Origin of the sequence: Frankia sp. CcI49, assembly GCF_001983215.1 — a bacterium.
Classification (GTDB): Bacteria; Actinomycetota; Actinomycetes; order Frankiales; family Frankiaceae; genus Parafrankia; species Parafrankia irregularis.
In genome coordinates this window covers 487,310-502,566 of record NZ_MOWP01000004.1, presented here as the reverse complement: position 1 = coordinate 502,566, position 15,257 = coordinate 487,310, and the positions used below count along the sequence as shown (strand labels likewise).

Below are 15,257 nucleotides of genomic sequence, written 5' to 3'. Positions count from 1 at the left end.
GATCTCGCAGCCATCGAAACCATCGAACGCAGACGACCCGTCCCCCAGTCGCGAGCGGACGAGAACGACACGCTGCAGAGCGAGGTCCAACGCCTGCGCGCCCTGCTGCGCGCACACGGCATCGATCCCGACAGCGAGCCACCGCCCACCTGAACAGGCCGCCGCTGTCCAGGCCGCGCCCGTGGCAAGACAAGAGCGCAGAATACGCGGTCAACTGGTCAGCTCCCAACCCTGGCCACAACAGACCCTCCAGTCCGGCGGGCGATGTACCCGCCGCCCGACACCGTGCACACGCACCCACGCCCTGGTCTGGTTGCTGACTGCAAACTGGCGTGCGTCTGCCGGGACCCCGGTGGGGCGTGCGTAACCAAGCGCCTGGGAGGATCACGGGTCATGGATAGACCCGTGTGGACGCCGACCACCTACGCCAGTGCCGTCTCGGATGTCGATGCCCGGCGGGTCACCGAGAACCACTACATTGAGCTAAAGCTGACCTACGAGCAGACCGACGCCGCTAAGCGCAAGATGGCTGAGCACCTCGCTGCCCTCGCTCTCGATGGAGGCGTACTCATCGTGGGCGTCGACGAGGATAACCTCGGCCGCGGCGTCAGAGTTGTGCCGGTCGAACTCGCCGGGCTCGCCGAGCGAATCGACTCGGCCGCTCTGCACCGCTGTGATCCCCCAGTGGAAATCAGAATCACTCCCCTGGTCGATCCGGCGAATGATATGACTGGCCTCCTCGTCGTAGAGGTCCCCGCCCATCCGTTCGCGCCGATTATGGTCGATAATCGCTATTTCGGACGAGGTGAACGCGGCATCCGTCACTTGTCGGATGCCGAGGTCGTTCGCCTTCACCAGAATCGCACGCTTGAGTCGGTCCATATCGAGAATTCCCTCGAAGCTACCAGCAATGAAACAGGCAAGACTTACCCTCCAGATTCGTCCGGAAGGCTTATTATCGTCGCCGAGCCTGCGCCGTTCCGAGACGCCAGCGTCATGGCCGGCGTCTACGCGAAGAACGACTGGTGGCGGTGGCAGCGAGAAGCCGACACGGCGGCTGCGGCCTACGTGCAGACCCAAGGTTCACGCAGTTCGGCGCTCGCCACCTGCCTCTACGGAGGCACGTTCTCGCCGTTGGAGTACCTGGGCGGGGGTACCAGTCAGGGGCGCCAGCCACGAGGCGTGGCGATCACAGGGGCCGAAGCAACCTCCGGCCGCAGAGGATTCCTGCACCTCGACGAATCCGGCGCACTCAAATTCACAATCAACGGAATTATCGATAAAGATCGAAACAGGCGCGTCCTCGACTGGCATTTCGCCGTTTCTGCAACCGTCTATATCGTTGGCATGTTCGATCAGATCCGCCAGAAGTCGGGCCAACATGGCCAGCTCGATGTTGGAGTCCGTCTAGACCGCTTGAACGGTGTCGTACCGACTCCAACCAGCGCCGACTTTTTTCGCTGGGATTCCGTCACCACCTACAATGCCTCCGACTATCAACGCACCGCCCGAATCACTGTTCCCGAGATGGACGGCGATTTGACAACGGCAATGGACAGGCTCTGGGGTCCGCTCCTGCGCTCCGTGGGGCTCGGAGACCGCCTCGCCGTTTCGTAGCGACAGAGCAGCGCCCGATATCCGGCCGCGTCAGACGTCAGCGGACCGACTCATGACCCAACAGCGGGGTACCCGTCATCGTCTGCACCGGCAGCCCGGGAGGGTCACGTCCGCCGGCTTGCCAGCTCCATTGCACCCGGGTCCAGATCCAGGCGCAGCCGGCTGAAGCGCGCCGGGTGCCGCAGCCGGCCGCCCTCGATCGCGACGTCGACCAGAAACTCGGCCACGACCGGCGCCACCGGCTGGACCAGCACCGGATCGCTGGAGCCCGGGAACGTGGCGAGCCGGCGCAGACGCCTCTGACCGGCCGGGACAATCGCACGCCCGACCTCGCGGGCCGCCGCCCGGGTGAGCCGGACGCTCGCCCCGACGGGCACCAGTCCGCGGTCGGGCACGACGGCACCGAGCAGCAGCGCGCTCGGCGAGCTCGTCGCCCCGGTGACACCGAGGATCACGAGGTCGACCGGCCAGCGGACGCGATACTTCCACCAGATCCGCTCGGCGACGTACGGCTGGTCGGGCCGCTTGATGACCAGACCCTCCAGCCCGGCGGGGAGGTAGTCGTCCATCCAGCCCCAGGCCTCGGCCAGGTCCCCCGTCTGCGGGCAGAGCGTGACCGGCGGACCGACCCCGGCGAGCGCCGCCACGAGGACCTCGCGCCGAGCAGCCAACGGGAGCGGCCTGAGATCCGCGTCGCGGTCGGCCAGCAGGTCGAAGGCGACGAACTGAGCCGGGTACTCGGTCACCCATCGCGCGAGCCCGCGGCCCGCGGTGAGCCGGCGCGAGAGGCTCGCGAAGTCGAGCCGCCCGGCCGCCTGGCCCCARCAGACCGCCTCGCCGTCGACCACGAGTCCGTCCGGCAGCACGCCGGCGAGCGCCGCGGACAGGTCCGGGAAGTAGCGGGTCAGCTCACGCTGGTGCCGCGACCAGATCCGACCCTCATGGACGACCGCGCGGAACCCGTCCCACTTCGGCTCGTACAGCAGTGCGCGACCCCGGGCGCTGGGTGGGACGAGAGTGTCGGTCGGCCGGGCCAGTGCCAGYGGAGGTGGGAGCCGAATCGCTGCCACATTGCTGGGTGTACCCGCGGGTCATCGACAGGGACCTGTCACGACGGCGGGCGATCGAGATCCAGCACTGCTGCGGTTGCTTCGGTTCTTCCGATCGGACGACCGTCGACTTCAGCGAATCCCAGTCGCCAACCGATCCTGGGGCCGAAGACTGGAGTGAACTGGTGAGGAGGAACATTCCCTGCGACGAGTGTGGGCAGCAAGTGGCTCGAGCGATGATCGGCCACCCTGTCAAGTACGTGATTGATCTCCTCACTGCTGGCGAACGGCAGTCGCAGCAGTGCCAGGGGCGCTTTCTCCAGGCGCTCAGCGTATTGACTGAGGTAGCCGAAGCGAGTGTCCACCGAAGTCCAGGATCCGTGCTCGCGACGGATCCGCTCGGTGAGGTCGGGATCGGGATCTTCGGGGACTGACAGCTCATCGAGCAGGCCGACTACCAAGGGCGAGGCCGCCGACGTCTGTCCGGCCAGCAGCTGTGTGGTAGCCCGGTCGGCTACAGCCACGGCGAACGCATACGCGGCATCGAGCGAGGTGGCGTGGATATAGAAGCACCCGTCAGGCGCGTCAGCCCAGACTCGCGCCTCGGCGACCAGCGCGGACCTGCCAGCGGTTTCGAGGGCGCGCCACGTGTGACCGCCCCATTCGGGCCGGACTTCGCCGAGCCACCATGAATTTTCACTTTCCCCCATGGCTCTACCCAATCACAGACCGTGGCGGCCTTTGCGCTCTGCTGGAGCGCAAGCGCGCGTGCCTCCGCCGCGCTACTCCTCGACGGAGACGAATCGGACCGACCGCCAGTTCACGAGGGCGCGGCGCCCGTCGGCGAGGTGGATCTGCTCGACCTCGCAGCGGAAGATCGCTTGCTCGATCCGCTTCCGCTCGGCCTCGGCGTCGACGTAGGCCCCGGAAAGCTCGTACCGCTCGCCGTCGATGATCAGCCACACGCCCACCAGCATCGCACAGACGTTCGACATCCGCGTCACGCTGGCACCACTGACCTGCACATACGTGCCGAGAGCGTGCGCCGGGCCGTGCCCCCACCGGCCGCTGGCGGCCCGGCGCACGCGCTCACGATAGGTCGCCGCGAGGCCGCCCGGTGTTGACCGACCGTGCCCTGATCACCTGCGGGCCGCGCACCTTCGCGCCGACATACCCCGGCACGCTCATCGGCGCGGGAACTCCCGGGGGAAGTCCCGCAGCGCCTTGGTGAGCCCTTCGTGGACAGGCCTGGTCTCGTCCAACATGCCGGCCAGGCCGCGCAGCGTGTAGCCCGACTCAGACAACTGGAGCGTGAGTGCCGCCATGGCCAGCGCCGCCCCCTCCTGGGTTCGCCCGGCGTCGAGGGCGACGACGGCGCGCCGGGCGATGTCGCCCGGCGCTTCGGACTTCTGGGGCGGCACGATGTGCGGTGACATGGCCGGCATCCTCGCCGGTCACCGTGCCGCGCATCCCGCTCGCCTTGCCGTCCCGCAGCACTCCAGTCGAACGACCGTCCCGTCCCGGGCGGCTTTGCCCTACTCCCGGCCGTAGAGCAGCTCCAGGTCCACCCCCGCCGCCCGCGCCAGCGCGAAGGCTGCGGCGTACCGCTCCGGGTCGTGGGCAGCCTCCCGGCCACGCGTCACCGCGCGGGAGACGTTCTGCTGGCTGACCTCGCGCGCCTCGGCCACGGTCACCTGTGGCTGCTGGACGCCGGCGGCTTTCAGGTCCAGGTAGTGCCTCCGGGTGACCAGAGYGATGGCGTCGGCCTGGGCGCGCTTCCAGCGGTCCGGGTCCAGCGCGGCGTAGGCCACCTCGAAGCCGTTGGCCTCCTCCATGAGCACCAAGCTACAACACCACCAGCGTAAAGATCTTGTAGCGATCCCCGCGGGGCGCCTTGATCTAAACAACAGTGATGTAGTGTCGACCTTGTAGACAGACGAACACAGATCGCAAGGAGTCCGCGATGCCCAGTGACTTCATCCCATCCGCGGCCCGTCGCCTCGCCGCGGCGATCGACACCAGCGAGGCGACCGACCTCGCGTTCTCCCTCGTCGGTCCAGGCGTCCTGGGTAAGGGCGATGTGATCGTCAGCCCGGAGCCTGGCGACTACGGCGCCGTGGCCGTCGTCGCTGGCGACGCCGTGTTCCACACCTTCTCCGGCCGTCCCGACGAGGACGCCTACGTGGAGGTGCCTGTGAAGGGCTCCCCTCGCCCGGCTCGCCTCTACGGCGACACGGTCACCGTCTACGCCCCCGCCGCTGCCGAGTCCTGACCGCGTTCGCCCGTCCTCGCCCACCGCCCCCGGTGCCGCACCCGCGGCCCGGGGGTCTCGTCGTGCATGGACGGGGTGGTCACGCCGAGCAGGCACCATTGGTGGCGATCTGTCTGTACACGGAGGTGAGCTGTCATTCTCGGCACGCTGCTCGGCGTCCTTCTCGGTGGCGCCCTGTCGACCGCTGGCGGCCTGGCCGCAACCCTGCTCCAGGCCCGGATGGCCCGCCGCGCGGTTATCCGGGACCGAGCCGAGGCCGCTGCGGGCGAGATCCTCGATCTGCTCGACCGGGCTGATGTCCTGGCGGAAGACAGCCTGCTCGGGAGAGACCGCGACTACGAGGAGCGAATGGGGCCGATCATCGCGGGAGCGCGACGGCACATCCTCGACCTCGACGACGCCGAGGTGCGCCGGCGGCTGGCGTTCGTGATCGAGATCCTGTACCACTCCGACTACGCACATATGCCCGGGGAGCCCCACACCGTGCTCTGGGACATCGTGTTCGAAGGTCGGGGCGTGCTGGGCGCACACCGTCGCGGAGAGAAGCTGCCGGCCGAACCAGATGTGCTTGACCGGTATCGCGCGGGCCTGGAACGCCTGGCAACGGAGCGCGAGGAGCGCCGAGCCCGGCGCGACGAGGATCAGGGCGACTGAGGTCAGCCGGCCACCGCGTGCGCGTCGCCGGCGCCCCAGCGGTCCGGCCGCCCCGAGGTGTTCCCCGCGTGGTGGTGCCAGATCCACGTCCGCTCCGGCAGGTGCACGATGCGGGCGCCGGCCGCCACGCACCCGAGGGTGAACCGCAGATCCTCGCCCCCGTGCGGCGCGCTGAACCCCACCTCGCGGGCCAGCTCGGTACGTACTAGCACGGTGATCGTGGTGTCGTGGGGTTCGGCGTTCTTCCAGGGCACGCCGAACCAGTGCTCGTGCGGGTTGGTACCGCCCACCGTCCGCGGCCAGGAGTACACGTAGTCCGCGCCGGTGTCGGCCGCGCAGGCGCCGAGCTCCATAGGTGCTGCGGCAGCAGCTCGTCGTCGGAGTCCAGGAACGCCGTCCACTCCGTGCGCACGGCTTCCACCGCCCGTGCCCGGGTCGCCCACGCGCCGGCCCGGTCCAGGTCCACCGCCACGCTGACCGCCGCCGGCGTGACCGTCTGGCACCACGCCGAGCGCACGGCACGGTCGAGCAGGCCCGAGCGCAGGCGAGGCGGGTGCGTGGGGATCGCGACGGTTACCCGCACTTCGGCCTCACACAGTCACCGGGCGCATGCGGTCGAGGCGTGCCCAGCACAACGCCGCCAGCAGCGCGTCGTCCACCGGGTCGTGCGGGGTGAGGTCCGCCCGGCCGCAGAAGGCCCGCCGGTCGATGTCCGGGTCGAATCCCGCCATCCACAGCGCGCTGGCCAGCTCGTGCAGCGGGTAGGGCCCTCGGTTCCAGCGCTTCGCCGGAGCTCGCTCGACGCAGGCCCGGAACAGCCCGGACTCCACGGGCATCTTCACGTCGGCCACCGCCGAGGCGCGCTCCTCGCCCCGGTAGCCCTCCCAGAAGCCCCAGAACGCCTCCAGCAGCTCGGCCCGGGACGGGTAGCGCGGCAGGTTCACCACCGGAACCACGTGCTCGCGGGTCCAGTCGTCGGTGACCTCGCCAGGCGAGAGCTGCCCGCGGAACGTGGCGGTGACCGTGCCGGACTCGGGCTCGAGCACCACGGCCCCGATCGCCCATACCAGGCCGTAGAGCCCGTTGGTCTCGGCGTCGACGGCGAAGATCGGCGGCATGCCCGGCACGGTATCGCCCGCACCGCCTCGCCCCATCTCGCCACACCGACAGTCGGTCCCGGTGTGACGAGAGGGGCGGAACGACCGGTGCGAGTTGGAGCGCGTGGTGCACCCGATTGCCGACAGTGCGTCCCCCACGTAACGCACTGGGGTCATGATGGATAGGTGACCGTGCGACGCCCCCCGCGCCCCATCCTCGATCACAGGCGCCTCCTGGTGGACGGCACCGCCTACCTACAGGCGGCCACCGACGCCATCGCCAAGGTGGACCCGAACAAGCTCGACCAGGCCGGACTGCTGGCCTACGCGCAGGCCTGCGCGACCGTGGCACTGGCCGGCCGAGTGGACGATCTGCCCGAGCAGATCGGCCACGAGCTCAGATAGGGCCACCTGGGCCGAGGTCGTCCGGCACATCCCGCACCAGCCGGATCATGAAACCCCCGCGCTCCGGCGCCACCTGGTACAGCCGCATGGGTGGCCGACCTGCCAGCGCACTGAGGAGCCCGAGCAGCACGTCCGCCCCGGCGGCGCCGGACCTGATCCGCACGGTGGCGCCATGGTCATCCTCCTCCACCACGTACGGCGCCGGCTTCTCGTACCGAGGCTCGGGCGGCTGGCCGGTGCACATCGCGGCGACGGCAGGGAAGGGGTGAGATGATTTTGATGGCACGGGCGGTCCTCTCCTGACCGTTCGCACTCGGCCCCGTCTCGGTGGTGACACACCGGGCGGGGCCGCGCCATGTGTAGTGGACCGCTCACGGTAGCCGATTACCGTACGGCCGTACACCACGGCCAGCCGGTACGCCCCTCCGGTTCTAGCGTCCGGGTGCGTGGCTGAGTCCGGCAGGGACAAGGAGTGGATACACAGGTCAGACCTGCGTGACCTGGTCGGCATCGACCAGCTCCGCGACCTGTTGGGCCAGGCCCGCCGGGACTTCCGCCGCGGCGAGCGGGTGGCCCGCTCCTACRCCGTCGAGGTGGCCAACTCCAAGGGGTTCCCCGACCCCGTGGTGGCGCACCCGAGCGCGGCGGACCCGCAGATCCGCTTGTGGCTGCGCGCGGATGTGGAGGGGTGGCTGGATCGCAACCGGCCCGGCTGGAGCGACCCGCCGGACCGGTGAGGTCTACGCCGCCGGCCGCCTCGGCCTGTACCCGCGGCGGGCCTGTCCGTTCCACCGGGGCACCGTCCGCGTGGTGAGCGCTGGCGGATTGACCGGCCAATGCGCCACCGCGTCCGCACCCAGCACCCGCTCCAACTCCGCGCGCAGCCCGCGGGTGGCGGCCACCCGCGGGCCTAGCTCCGTCAGCGTCCAGCGCCCGGCCTCCCCGAGCACGCGCACTCGCACCGGCCGGTGCCCCGGGTGGGCCTCCAGCGCCACCCGCAGCTTCTCCACCAGCTCGTCGGTGACGGCGTCCGCCTCCAGCGCGAGCCCGACCGGCCCGTCGTCGGTGGTCGCTCCGGGGTCGAGCACGGTGAGGGCGTCGGCCACCACGCTGACCGCCCCATCCCGCACGCTGACCCGCCCGCGAATCGAGACCACCGCGTCGACGGCGAGCTGGTGTGCGCACTCCTGGTAGGTCCGCGAGAAGAACAGCACCTCCGCGATCCCGCCGAGGTCCTCCAGCGTGACTGGCGCCCACGGGTTGCCCGAGGACTTGCTCACCTTGCGCTCTACCGCCGAGATCAGCCCGGCGATGTGCACCTCCTGCCCGTCCCGGGTGGACTCCTCCAGGTCTGCCAGCGCCACCGTGCTGTGTCGCTCCAGCAGCTCCTGCGCGCCGTGCAGCGGGTGGCCCGAGACGTAAAGCCCAAGCATCTCCCGCTCGCGGGCCAGCAACTCCGCGGTCGGCCACTCCGGACCGGTCAGGTCGACGCTCTCCCCCGGACGCGCCGGCGCGTCCTCGCCGAGCTCGGCGGCGGTCTCCGCGAACAGGTCGAGGTGTCCGGCGTCCTCGTACCGCTTCGCGGGCACGGCCGCGGCGATCACCGCCTCGTGAGCGCCGAACAGCGGGCGGCGGTGATGCCCGAGCGAGTCGAACGCCCCAGCCTGGACCAGTGAGGACACCGCACGCTTCGTGCAGGCTGTCGCCCCGGCCTTGTCCAGGAAGTCCGCGAACGAACCGAACGGCCCGCGCGCGTTCCGGGYGACCACGATCGCCTCCACTACGCCCGATCCGATGCCGCGCACGGCGCCGAGGCCGAAGCGCACGGTCCCGGCGGCCGGGGTGAAGTCCAGCTCGGAGGTGTTGACGTCCGGCGGTAGCACCTTCACCCCCATCCGCCGGCACTCCGCCAGGTAGACCGCCATCCGGTCCTTGTTGTCCCCCACCGAGGTCAACACCGCGGCCATGTACTCGGCCGGATAGTTGGCCTTCAGGTACGCCGTCCAGTACGACACCATCCCGTAGCCGGCGGTGTGGGCCCGGTTGAAGGCGTAGTCCGAGAACGGCACCAGGATGTCCCACAGCGTGCCGATCGCCTCGTCGGAGTAGCCGCGCTCCCGCATGCCCGCGGAGAACGGCTCGAACTCGGCGTCGAGTACCTCCTTCTTCTTCTTGCCCATCGCGCGGCGCAGCAGGTCGGCCTTGCCGAGGGAGTAGCCGGCGACCTTCTGCGCGATGGCCATGACCTGCTCCTGGTAGACGATCAGCCCGTAGGTGTCGTCGAGGACGTCCGCGAGCGCCTCTGCCAGTTCCGGATGGATCGGGCGGATCTCCTGCCGGCCGTTCTTCCGCTCGGCGTAGTCGGTGTGGGCGCCGGCACCCATCGGGCCGGGCCGGTACAGCGCGAGTACCGCGGAGATGTGCTCGAACTCGCTGGGCTCCATCGCACGCAGCAGCGCCCGCATCGGCCCGCCGTCGAGCTGGAACACCCCGAGCGTCTCGCCGCGGGACAGCAGCGCGAAGGTCGCCGGATCGTCCAGCGGCACCTCGTCCAGGGCGATGTCCTCGCCGCGGGTGCGCCGGATGTGGGCGAGCGCGGCCTCGATGATCGCGAGGTTGCGCAGGCCCAGGAAGTCAATCTTGAGCAGGCCCATGGCCTCGCAGGTCGGGTAGTCGAACCCGGTGACCGTCGCACCATCGTCGCGGCGCCACACCGGCAGAACGTCCACCAGGGGCTCGCGGGACACAATCACCCCGGCGGCGTGCACGCCGGCCTGGCGGATCAGCCCTTCCAGCCCGGCGGCGGTGTCCAGCACCTGGCCGACCGTCGAGTCCGCCTCACGCATCGTCCGCAATGCGGCGGCCTCGCCGTATCGGGGGTGCTTCGGGTCGTCGACGGCATCGAGCGGCACATCCTTGCCCATCACCGCGGGAGGCAGGGCCTTCGTGATCCTGTCCCCCACCGCAAATGGGAACCCCAGCACGCGGGCGGCGTCACGCACGGCCGCCTTGGCCTTGATGGTGCCGAAGGTGATGATCTGCGCGACCCGGTCGTGGCCGTAGCGGTCGGCGACGTAGGCGATCAGCTCGCCGCGCCGGTGCTCGTCCACGTCCAGGTCGATGTCGGGCATCGAGGGCCGTTCGGGGTTGATGAACCGCTCGAACAGCAGCTTGTAGGTGATCGGGTCCATGCCGGTGATCCCCAGGGCGTAGGCCACGATCGACCCGACCGCGCTCCCACGGGCGTTCACCCGGATGCCGCGCTCGCGGGCCTCCCGGGTGATGTCCGCGACCAGCAGCATGTACGTCTCCAGCGACCGGCCGCAGATCACGTCCAGCTCGTAGGCGGCACGCTCGCCCCGGTCGGCCGGCACGCCGCCGGGGTAGCGCCGGGCGAGTCCGGCGGCCACCTCCGCGCGCAGGTGGGACTCCGGGGTGGCCCCGGCCGGCAGCGGCACCGCCGGCATCAGGTCCCGGTGGGCGAACACCTCGCCGTAGTCGCCGATCATCTCCGCGACGAGCAGCGTGCTGTCGGTGGCTCCAGGAACCTGGTCGTCCCACAGCGCCCGCATCTCGCTGGCGCTCTTGAGGTAGTAGCCGTTGCCGTCGAACCGGAACCGCTTGGCGTCGGCCAGCTTGCTGCCGGACTGCACGCACAGTAGCGCGTCATGGGCCCCGGCCTGGTCCCGTGTGACGTAGTGGCTGTCGTTGGTGGCCAGCGGGCGCARCCCGAGCCGGCGGCCGATGTCGAGCAGGCCGTCCCGCACGCTGCGCTCGATCGCCAAGCCGTGGTCCATCAACTCCAGGAAGTAGTGCTCCCGACCGAAGATCTCCAGGTACGTCTCGGCCGCGCGCAGGGCCTCGGCGGTCTGGCCGAGCCGTAGCCGGGTCTGCACCTCCMCCGACGGGCAGCCGGTGGTCGCGATGATCCCGCCCGCGTGCGCGGCGATCACCTCTGCGTCCATGCGCGGCTTGCGGTAGTAGCCCTCGGTCCAGGCCGTCGAGGACAGCCGGAATAGGTTCCGCAGACCCTCGGCGTCGCAGGCCAGCATGGTCATGTGCGTGTAGGCGCCGGCGCCGGAGACGTCGCCGCCCTCGCCGTACTGGTCGGTGGAGCGCTGGTGCGCCCCACCCCAGAACACCGGGGCCTTGTGCTCGCGGCCGGCCGGGGCCACGTACGCCTCGATCCCGATGACCGGCGTGATCCCCGCTTTCGTGGCCGCGCGGTGCAGGTCGTAGGCGCCGGACATGGTGCCGTGGTCGGTCATACCGACCGCCGGCATGCCGAGCCGGGCGGCCTCGGCGACCAGATCCTTGATGCGGGCGGCGCCGTCGAGCATGGAGTGGTCGGTGTGGACGTGCAGGTGGACGAACTGGCCGGCGTCCCTGGTGGGGGTCTGCATGAGGTCCTCCTCGCCCGCCCTGCCCACCCGGGCGCGGAGGGCACCTGGATGGGCGGAGGCGAGTCGGTGTGCGGTCAGGCGCCGCTGTCGAGGTCGGGGGTCTCGGCACCGAACGCGGCGGCGGAGGCCGCGTCCAGATTGGTGTTCACCMAATCGCGGTACTTCTCGATGGCCTCCGGGCTCTCGAAGGAGAAGCCGTGGCCGGCGAAGGAGACGGTCACCAGCCCGAGGTCGTCGCGCTCGTCGTCGTGGAAGCCTCGCCGGGCGTAGATCTCGCCGCCATCGCCCAACGATGAAACGCCATCCGAGCGCTCGAACGGCTCGGACTGAAACACTTCGAGGTGCCGCCGGTAGTCGCTCATGGTGCTTCTCCTGTTCTCGGCGCCTGTGCGCCGTTCGGGGGTCGGATGTGAAAGATCGGGCCTGCGGTCAGTGACCCGCAGCGCCGTGGGCCTCGCCCTCGTCCTCGTCGCCGTCGTCTGGCAGCTCCGCCCGTCCCGCGTCGGTCAGGTCCACGCGGCCGAAGAACGACGGCGGCTCGGCCAGCAGACCGGCCCGGGTGGCCGCCCGCGCGGAGGTGGACACGTTCCGCCGTTGACCGCCCAGGCCTCCGGGTCCGGGCGGTACAGCAGGCGGCCCTCGTCGGCCGCGCGCAGGACGCTCAGGCGCTTCTCACTGATCACGGCTGTCGGCTTCCTCGTCGGCGTACATCCAGCGCTCGCCGTCCCGGGCCACGCGCCGAGTCGGCCAGTCGCTGCGCTGCGGGCCGTTGCGGCCCTGGTCGAACTGCGTGGCCTGGACCCACTGCCCCTCGGGCAGGTTGGTCAACTCACCATGGAGTCGCTGCGCGGCCTCCTCGGGGCTGCGGCCGAGCCCCAGGGCTCCCCATTCGGACTGGCCGTCGGTGATGGCGATGCCAGGCAGCCACAGGCCGTGGGGGAAGTAGTGGGTCGGCTTGTAGTCCTCCCGGATGCCGCCCCCTCCCGTCGAGAGAGCGGCCAGCTCGTCCAGCGAGGCGCGAGCGTCCGTCATCGCCCCACCTCGCCGGCCAGGAGCTGGCGCGCGACGCTCAGTGCCTCATCGCGTTCCCAGTAGAAGTCGTCGGTGGGCTCCGGGTCGCGTACCCACCCGCTCGTGCGGCCGTACAGCGTCCGCCCGCGCCCAATCGTCCACTCGCCTCCGCCTGCCGGCTTCACCTCGACCGACGGCGGTGGCTGGCCCTCGATCCAATGGGCGCGGCTGTCGCCGATTCGGAACTCGACTGCGGCGTCGAGGTCGCGGAGCAGCAGAGTTATCCCCCGCACGTCCGGCATCAGGGTGCCTACGGGCAGCCCGTGGTGCCGGCTGGCGTCCGCCAGCGCCCGCGCGAGCACGTCCTCGACGGCCTGGCCGGCGCGGGCCGCGCGCACCACGAACTCGGAGATCGCGGCGGCGTGGTCCACCTGGACTGTGGCGTCGGCGGTGGCGAATGTGCCCATGCCGTAGTCGAAGTCGACCTGCCGCCCGGTGAGGCTCTCGGTCTTGCCCCCGTGGCTCTGCTGGATGGTCTGCTCAGGGTGGACCGCGACAACGAGGCCGCTGCCGCCCATGTTCTCGAAGCCGCCGCCGTATGCCTCCGCCTCCAGCGGCGTCGGGGGCCGGCTGATGTGCACGTACTCGCCCACGAGGCTGCTCAGGTTCGCGAGGTCGACACTGGTAACTGGCGGCGTGGTGGGCGCTGGCTTCTTGGGTTGGGCCATGGCGGCCTCGCTTCCTGGCTGGAGCAGTGGGGGCGGGCCGAGGTGCGCGAACCGGTCGATCCGCGCACCTCGGAGGGCGGATGGATCAGAAGGGCGGCTCGTCGCTGTCGTAGCCGCCCGCGGGCATCGACCACGGGTCATCCGAGGTGCCGGCGCTGCCGTCCGACCGCGGGCCGCGGGGCTGCCGCTGCGCCTGCTGCCGGCCGCCGCCGTTCTGGTTGCCCTGGCCGCGCTCGGTCCTGGTGACCTGCGCGGTGGCATACCGCAGCGACGGGCCGATCTCCTCGACATCCAGCTCGATGACAGTGCGCTTCTGGCCCTCGCGGTCCTCGAAGTTGCGCTGCTTGAGCCGGCCGGTGACGATGACCCGCGAGCCCTTGACGAGGTTGGACGCCGCGAGGTTCTCGGCGGGCTGGCGCCACAGCGAGCAGCGCAGGAAGAGGGCTTGGCCGTCCTTCCACTCGTTGCTGCCCTTGTCGAAGGTGCGCGGGGTGGACGCGACGGTGAAGCYGGCAACCGCGGCGCCGTTCGGGGTGAATTTGAGCTCGGGGTCACTGGTCAAGTTCCCGGTGACGGTGATCGAAACTTCTCCGGCCATGTGGATCTCCTTCGGTGGCGGTGGGGGTGGTGTCCCGCGAGGCGGTCTCGCGGTCAGGCTTCGAGTGCGAACAGGTCGATGGGCCCGTCGTCGGCGAGCAGCGGGCGGTTGGACCAGAGGACTTCGACGGCGCTCGTCCCCGTGCCTCCGGCACGGTTGGTGGTCGGCCGGGTCACCGACATCGAGGTGCGCCACCAGTCGCCGTACAGCTCGGCGTACAGGTCGGAGTCGTAACCGCTGAGCAGTACGGCGCCGCGGCACTTACGCAGGACCGCCGCGAGAGCCCGGTGATTGTCTGGTTCCGAGGAGTCGTGCCAGTAGTCACTGGCTCGCTGCCCGCCGCCGGCTGCCAGGCTCGATCGGGTCTCGGCGAGATAGGGCGGGTCGGCATAGATTGCTGTACGCGGTCCGTCGTAGGCGGGGATTAGCTCGAGCGCGTCACGGTTCTCTACGACGACGCCGCGGAGTCTGTCCGCAACCTCGTAGAGGCGGTCAGCGAGATCCGCGACCTGTGCGGCCTGGGAGCGCCGCCCCTGACGATGGCCGTTGGACCACGAGCCAGGGCGCCCTCGGGACAGGCCGTTGGCGTTGAAACCCTGACTCGCTCGGACGAAGACCCTGCGGGCCCGCTCAAGGTCGTCTACGTCCTCATCGAGGCGGGCAGCCCGGTACTCCTCTCGGGAGTACGGGCTGAGTCGGCAGGCCCGGACAAGCTCGTTCGGGCGGTCGCGGAGCATCTGGAAGAACGTGACCACGTTGCCATCCAGGTCGTTGATGACTTCGTGCGCCGCTGGCGTCTTGGCGAACAAGACGGAGGACGAGCCGCAGAACGGTTCGACGTAGACCTGGTGTGCTGGCAACAGCGAGGCGATCCAGGGGGCGAGCCTCGATTTACCCCCGTAGTAGGGGAAGGGCGGCTTCATGCCGCAGGCCAATGAAAGCGCCGACACGCGGATCCCGCCAGATGGCGTGATTTCCACACGAACATGCGCGACACTGCCGCCGGTCGTACTCGCCCCGTCCGCAGCCCCTTCAGAAAGGACGCCACCGTGCCCGAGCAGGCTCCCCGTCGCAGCATCGAGTCCTGGGCGCATGAATTGCCCGTCAGCTTCGTGGAATGCCGCACCATGGGGCACCGCTGGCAGCCGCACACCGCCACCTGGGACCGCGAGGCGCGCGCTTACCACGTCATTCATGCCTGCGACCGCTGCGACACCCACCGCAAGGCCTGGTGGACTCGCAACGGCGAGGTCACCTCGGCCGGCTACGACTACCCCGAGGGCTACCTCACCCGGGACGTCGGCTACATCGGCGCGGATGGCCGCGGCGTCCTGCGCACCGAGTACCTTGCCCGCCTGTTCAACGCCACGCCGCGGCGCGCTGGCGCGGAAGCCAACGGCTCCGCAGGCTGAGGCCCGGCCCG

Annotated in this window: 21 protein-coding genes; 6 read left to right on the top strand and 15 right to left on the bottom strand. The window is 70.2% G+C overall.

The window, feature by feature from the left end; genetic code table 11:
• The first annotated feature begins 393 nt into the window (after positions 1–393).
• A complete protein-coding gene (locus tag CcI49_RS41390; RefSeq protein ID WP_131830982.1) occupies positions 394–1,617 on the top strand; it encodes an ATP-binding protein in 1,224 nt (407 codons plus the stop codon).
• A gap of 104 nt (positions 1,618–1,721) precedes the next feature.
• On the opposite strand, the gene CcI49_RS02930 is transcribed toward CcI49_RS41390, so the two are convergent.
• The 5 genes from CcI49_RS02930 to CcI49_RS02910 all read right to left on the bottom strand — a co-directional run bounded on the left by CcI49_RS02930 (position 1,722) and on the right by CcI49_RS02910 (position 4,510).
• Positions 1,722–2,687, bottom strand: coding sequence for a hypothetical protein (locus CcI49_RS02930; RefSeq protein WP_076824018.1), 966 nt, complete (start codon positions 2,685–2,687; stop codon positions 1,722–1,724).
• A gap of 38 nt (positions 2,688–2,725) precedes the next feature.
• On the bottom strand, positions 2,726–3,376 hold the full coding sequence (locus CcI49_RS41385; RefSeq protein WP_131830981.1) for a hypothetical protein: 651 nt from the start codon (positions 3,374–3,376) through the stop codon (positions 2,726–2,728).
• Positions 3,377–3,448: 72 nt separating this feature from the next.
• The gene (locus tag CcI49_RS02920) at positions 3,449–3,751 is read right to left on the bottom strand and encodes a hypothetical protein (protein WP_076824015.1); all 303 of its coding nucleotides are present in this window, start codon (positions 3,749–3,751) and stop codon (positions 3,449–3,451) included.
• A gap of 99 nt (positions 3,752–3,850) precedes the next feature.
• The gene (locus CcI49_RS02915) at positions 3,851–4,102 is read right to left on the bottom strand and encodes a hypothetical protein (protein ID WP_131830980.1); all 252 of its coding nucleotides are present in this window, start codon (positions 4,100–4,102) and stop codon (positions 3,851–3,853) included.
• A gap of 99 nt (positions 4,103–4,201) precedes the next feature.
• On the bottom strand, positions 4,202–4,510 hold the full coding sequence (locus tag CcI49_RS02910) for a hypothetical protein (protein ID WP_158230695.1): 309 nt from the start codon (positions 4,508–4,510) through the stop codon (positions 4,202–4,204).
• Between the two features lie 119 nt (positions 4,511–4,629).
• Here CcI49_RS02910 and CcI49_RS02905 point away from each other — a divergent pair, with 119 nt between their 5' ends.
• Complete coding sequence (locus CcI49_RS02905; protein WP_076824010.1) at positions 4,630–4,938, top strand: hypothetical protein; 309 nt, start codon at positions 4,630–4,632, stop codon at positions 4,936–4,938.
• A 219-nt stretch (positions 4,939–5,157) separates the two neighbouring features.
• Positions 5,158–5,592, top strand: coding sequence for a hypothetical protein (locus CcI49_RS02900; protein WP_076824008.1), 435 nt, complete (start codon positions 5,158–5,160; stop codon positions 5,590–5,592).
• A gap of 2 nt (positions 5,593–5,594) precedes the next feature.
• On the opposite strand, the gene CcI49_RS43025 is transcribed toward CcI49_RS02900, so the two are convergent.
• On the bottom strand, positions 5,595–5,945 hold the full coding sequence (locus CcI49_RS43025; RefSeq protein ID WP_241839864.1) for a hypothetical protein: 351 nt from the start codon (positions 5,943–5,945) through the stop codon (positions 5,595–5,597).
• Positions 5,946–6,182: 237 nt separating this feature from the next.
• Positions 6,183–6,746, bottom strand: coding sequence for a hypothetical protein (locus CcI49_RS02890; RefSeq protein WP_158230694.1), 564 nt, complete (start codon positions 6,744–6,746; stop codon positions 6,183–6,185).
• Positions 6,747–6,875: 129 nt separating this feature from the next.
• Between CcI49_RS02890 and CcI49_RS40320 the strand changes: the two genes are divergently transcribed.
• Positions 6,876–7,094 (top strand): hypothetical protein, encoded by a 219-nt coding sequence (locus CcI49_RS40320; protein WP_116437320.1) that lies wholly within the window; start codon positions 6,876–6,878, stop codon positions 7,092–7,094.
• Here CcI49_RS40320 and CcI49_RS02885 read toward each other — a convergent pair.
• Positions 7,087–7,380, bottom strand: coding sequence for a hypothetical protein (locus tag CcI49_RS02885; RefSeq protein WP_131830979.1), 294 nt, complete (start codon positions 7,378–7,380; stop codon positions 7,087–7,089). The two genes, CcI49_RS40320 and CcI49_RS02885, sit on opposite strands and share 8 nt — an antisense overlap.
• A 160-nt stretch (positions 7,381–7,540) precedes the next feature.
• Between CcI49_RS02885 and CcI49_RS02880 the strand changes: the two genes are divergently transcribed.
• Entirely contained in the window at positions 7,541–7,831 is a 291-nt protein-coding gene (locus CcI49_RS02880; RefSeq protein ID WP_076824003.1) for a hypothetical protein, read from the top strand.
• A 3-nt stretch (positions 7,832–7,834) separates the two neighbouring features.
• On the opposite strand, the gene dnaE is transcribed toward CcI49_RS02880, so the two are convergent.
• The 7 genes from dnaE to CcI49_RS02850 all read right to left on the bottom strand — a co-directional run bounded on the left by dnaE (position 7,835) and on the right by CcI49_RS02850 (position 14,784).
• A complete protein-coding gene (gene dnaE, locus CcI49_RS02875; RefSeq protein WP_083749278.1) occupies positions 7,835–11,497 on the bottom strand; it encodes a DNA polymerase III subunit alpha in 3,663 nt (1,220 codons plus the stop codon).
• 74 nt (positions 11,498–11,571) lie between these two features.
• Complete coding sequence (locus tag CcI49_RS02870) at positions 11,572–11,859, bottom strand: hypothetical protein (protein WP_076823999.1); 288 nt, start codon at positions 11,857–11,859, stop codon at positions 11,572–11,574.
• A gap of 67 nt (positions 11,860–11,926) precedes the next feature.
• The gene (locus tag CcI49_RS41910) at positions 11,927–12,082 is read right to left on the bottom strand and encodes a hypothetical protein (protein WP_158230693.1); all 156 of its coding nucleotides are present in this window, start codon (positions 12,080–12,082) and stop codon (positions 11,927–11,929) included.
• An 87-nt stretch (positions 12,083–12,169) separates the two neighbouring features.
• Positions 12,170–12,529 (bottom strand): hypothetical protein, encoded by a 360-nt coding sequence (locus tag CcI49_RS02865; protein WP_076823998.1) that lies wholly within the window; start codon positions 12,527–12,529, stop codon positions 12,170–12,172.
• A complete protein-coding gene (locus tag CcI49_RS02860; protein ID WP_131830978.1) occupies positions 12,526–13,236 on the bottom strand; it encodes a hypothetical protein in 711 nt (236 codons plus the stop codon). The genes CcI49_RS02865 and CcI49_RS02860 overlap by 4 nt, the downstream gene beginning before the upstream one ends.
• An 85-nt stretch (positions 13,237–13,321) precedes the next feature.
• On the bottom strand, positions 13,322–13,834 hold the full coding sequence (locus tag CcI49_RS02855; protein ID WP_076823994.1) for a single-stranded DNA-binding protein: 513 nt from the start codon (positions 13,832–13,834) through the stop codon (positions 13,322–13,324).
• A 53-nt stretch (positions 13,835–13,887) separates the two neighbouring features.
• Positions 13,888–14,784 carry a DNA adenine methylase gene (locus CcI49_RS02850; protein WP_198955439.1) on the bottom strand — a complete coding sequence of 299 codons (897 nt, stop codon included), beginning with the start codon at positions 14,782–14,784 and terminating at the stop codon, positions 13,888–13,890.
• A gap of 99 nt (positions 14,785–14,883) precedes the next feature.
• Between CcI49_RS02850 and CcI49_RS02845 the strand changes: the two genes are divergently transcribed.
• Positions 14,884–15,246: a hypothetical protein gene (locus CcI49_RS02845; RefSeq protein WP_076824246.1), complete on the top strand. Its 363-nt coding sequence runs from the start codon at positions 14,884–14,886 to the stop codon at positions 15,244–15,246.
• The last annotated feature ends 11 nt before the right edge of the window (positions 15,247–15,257 follow it).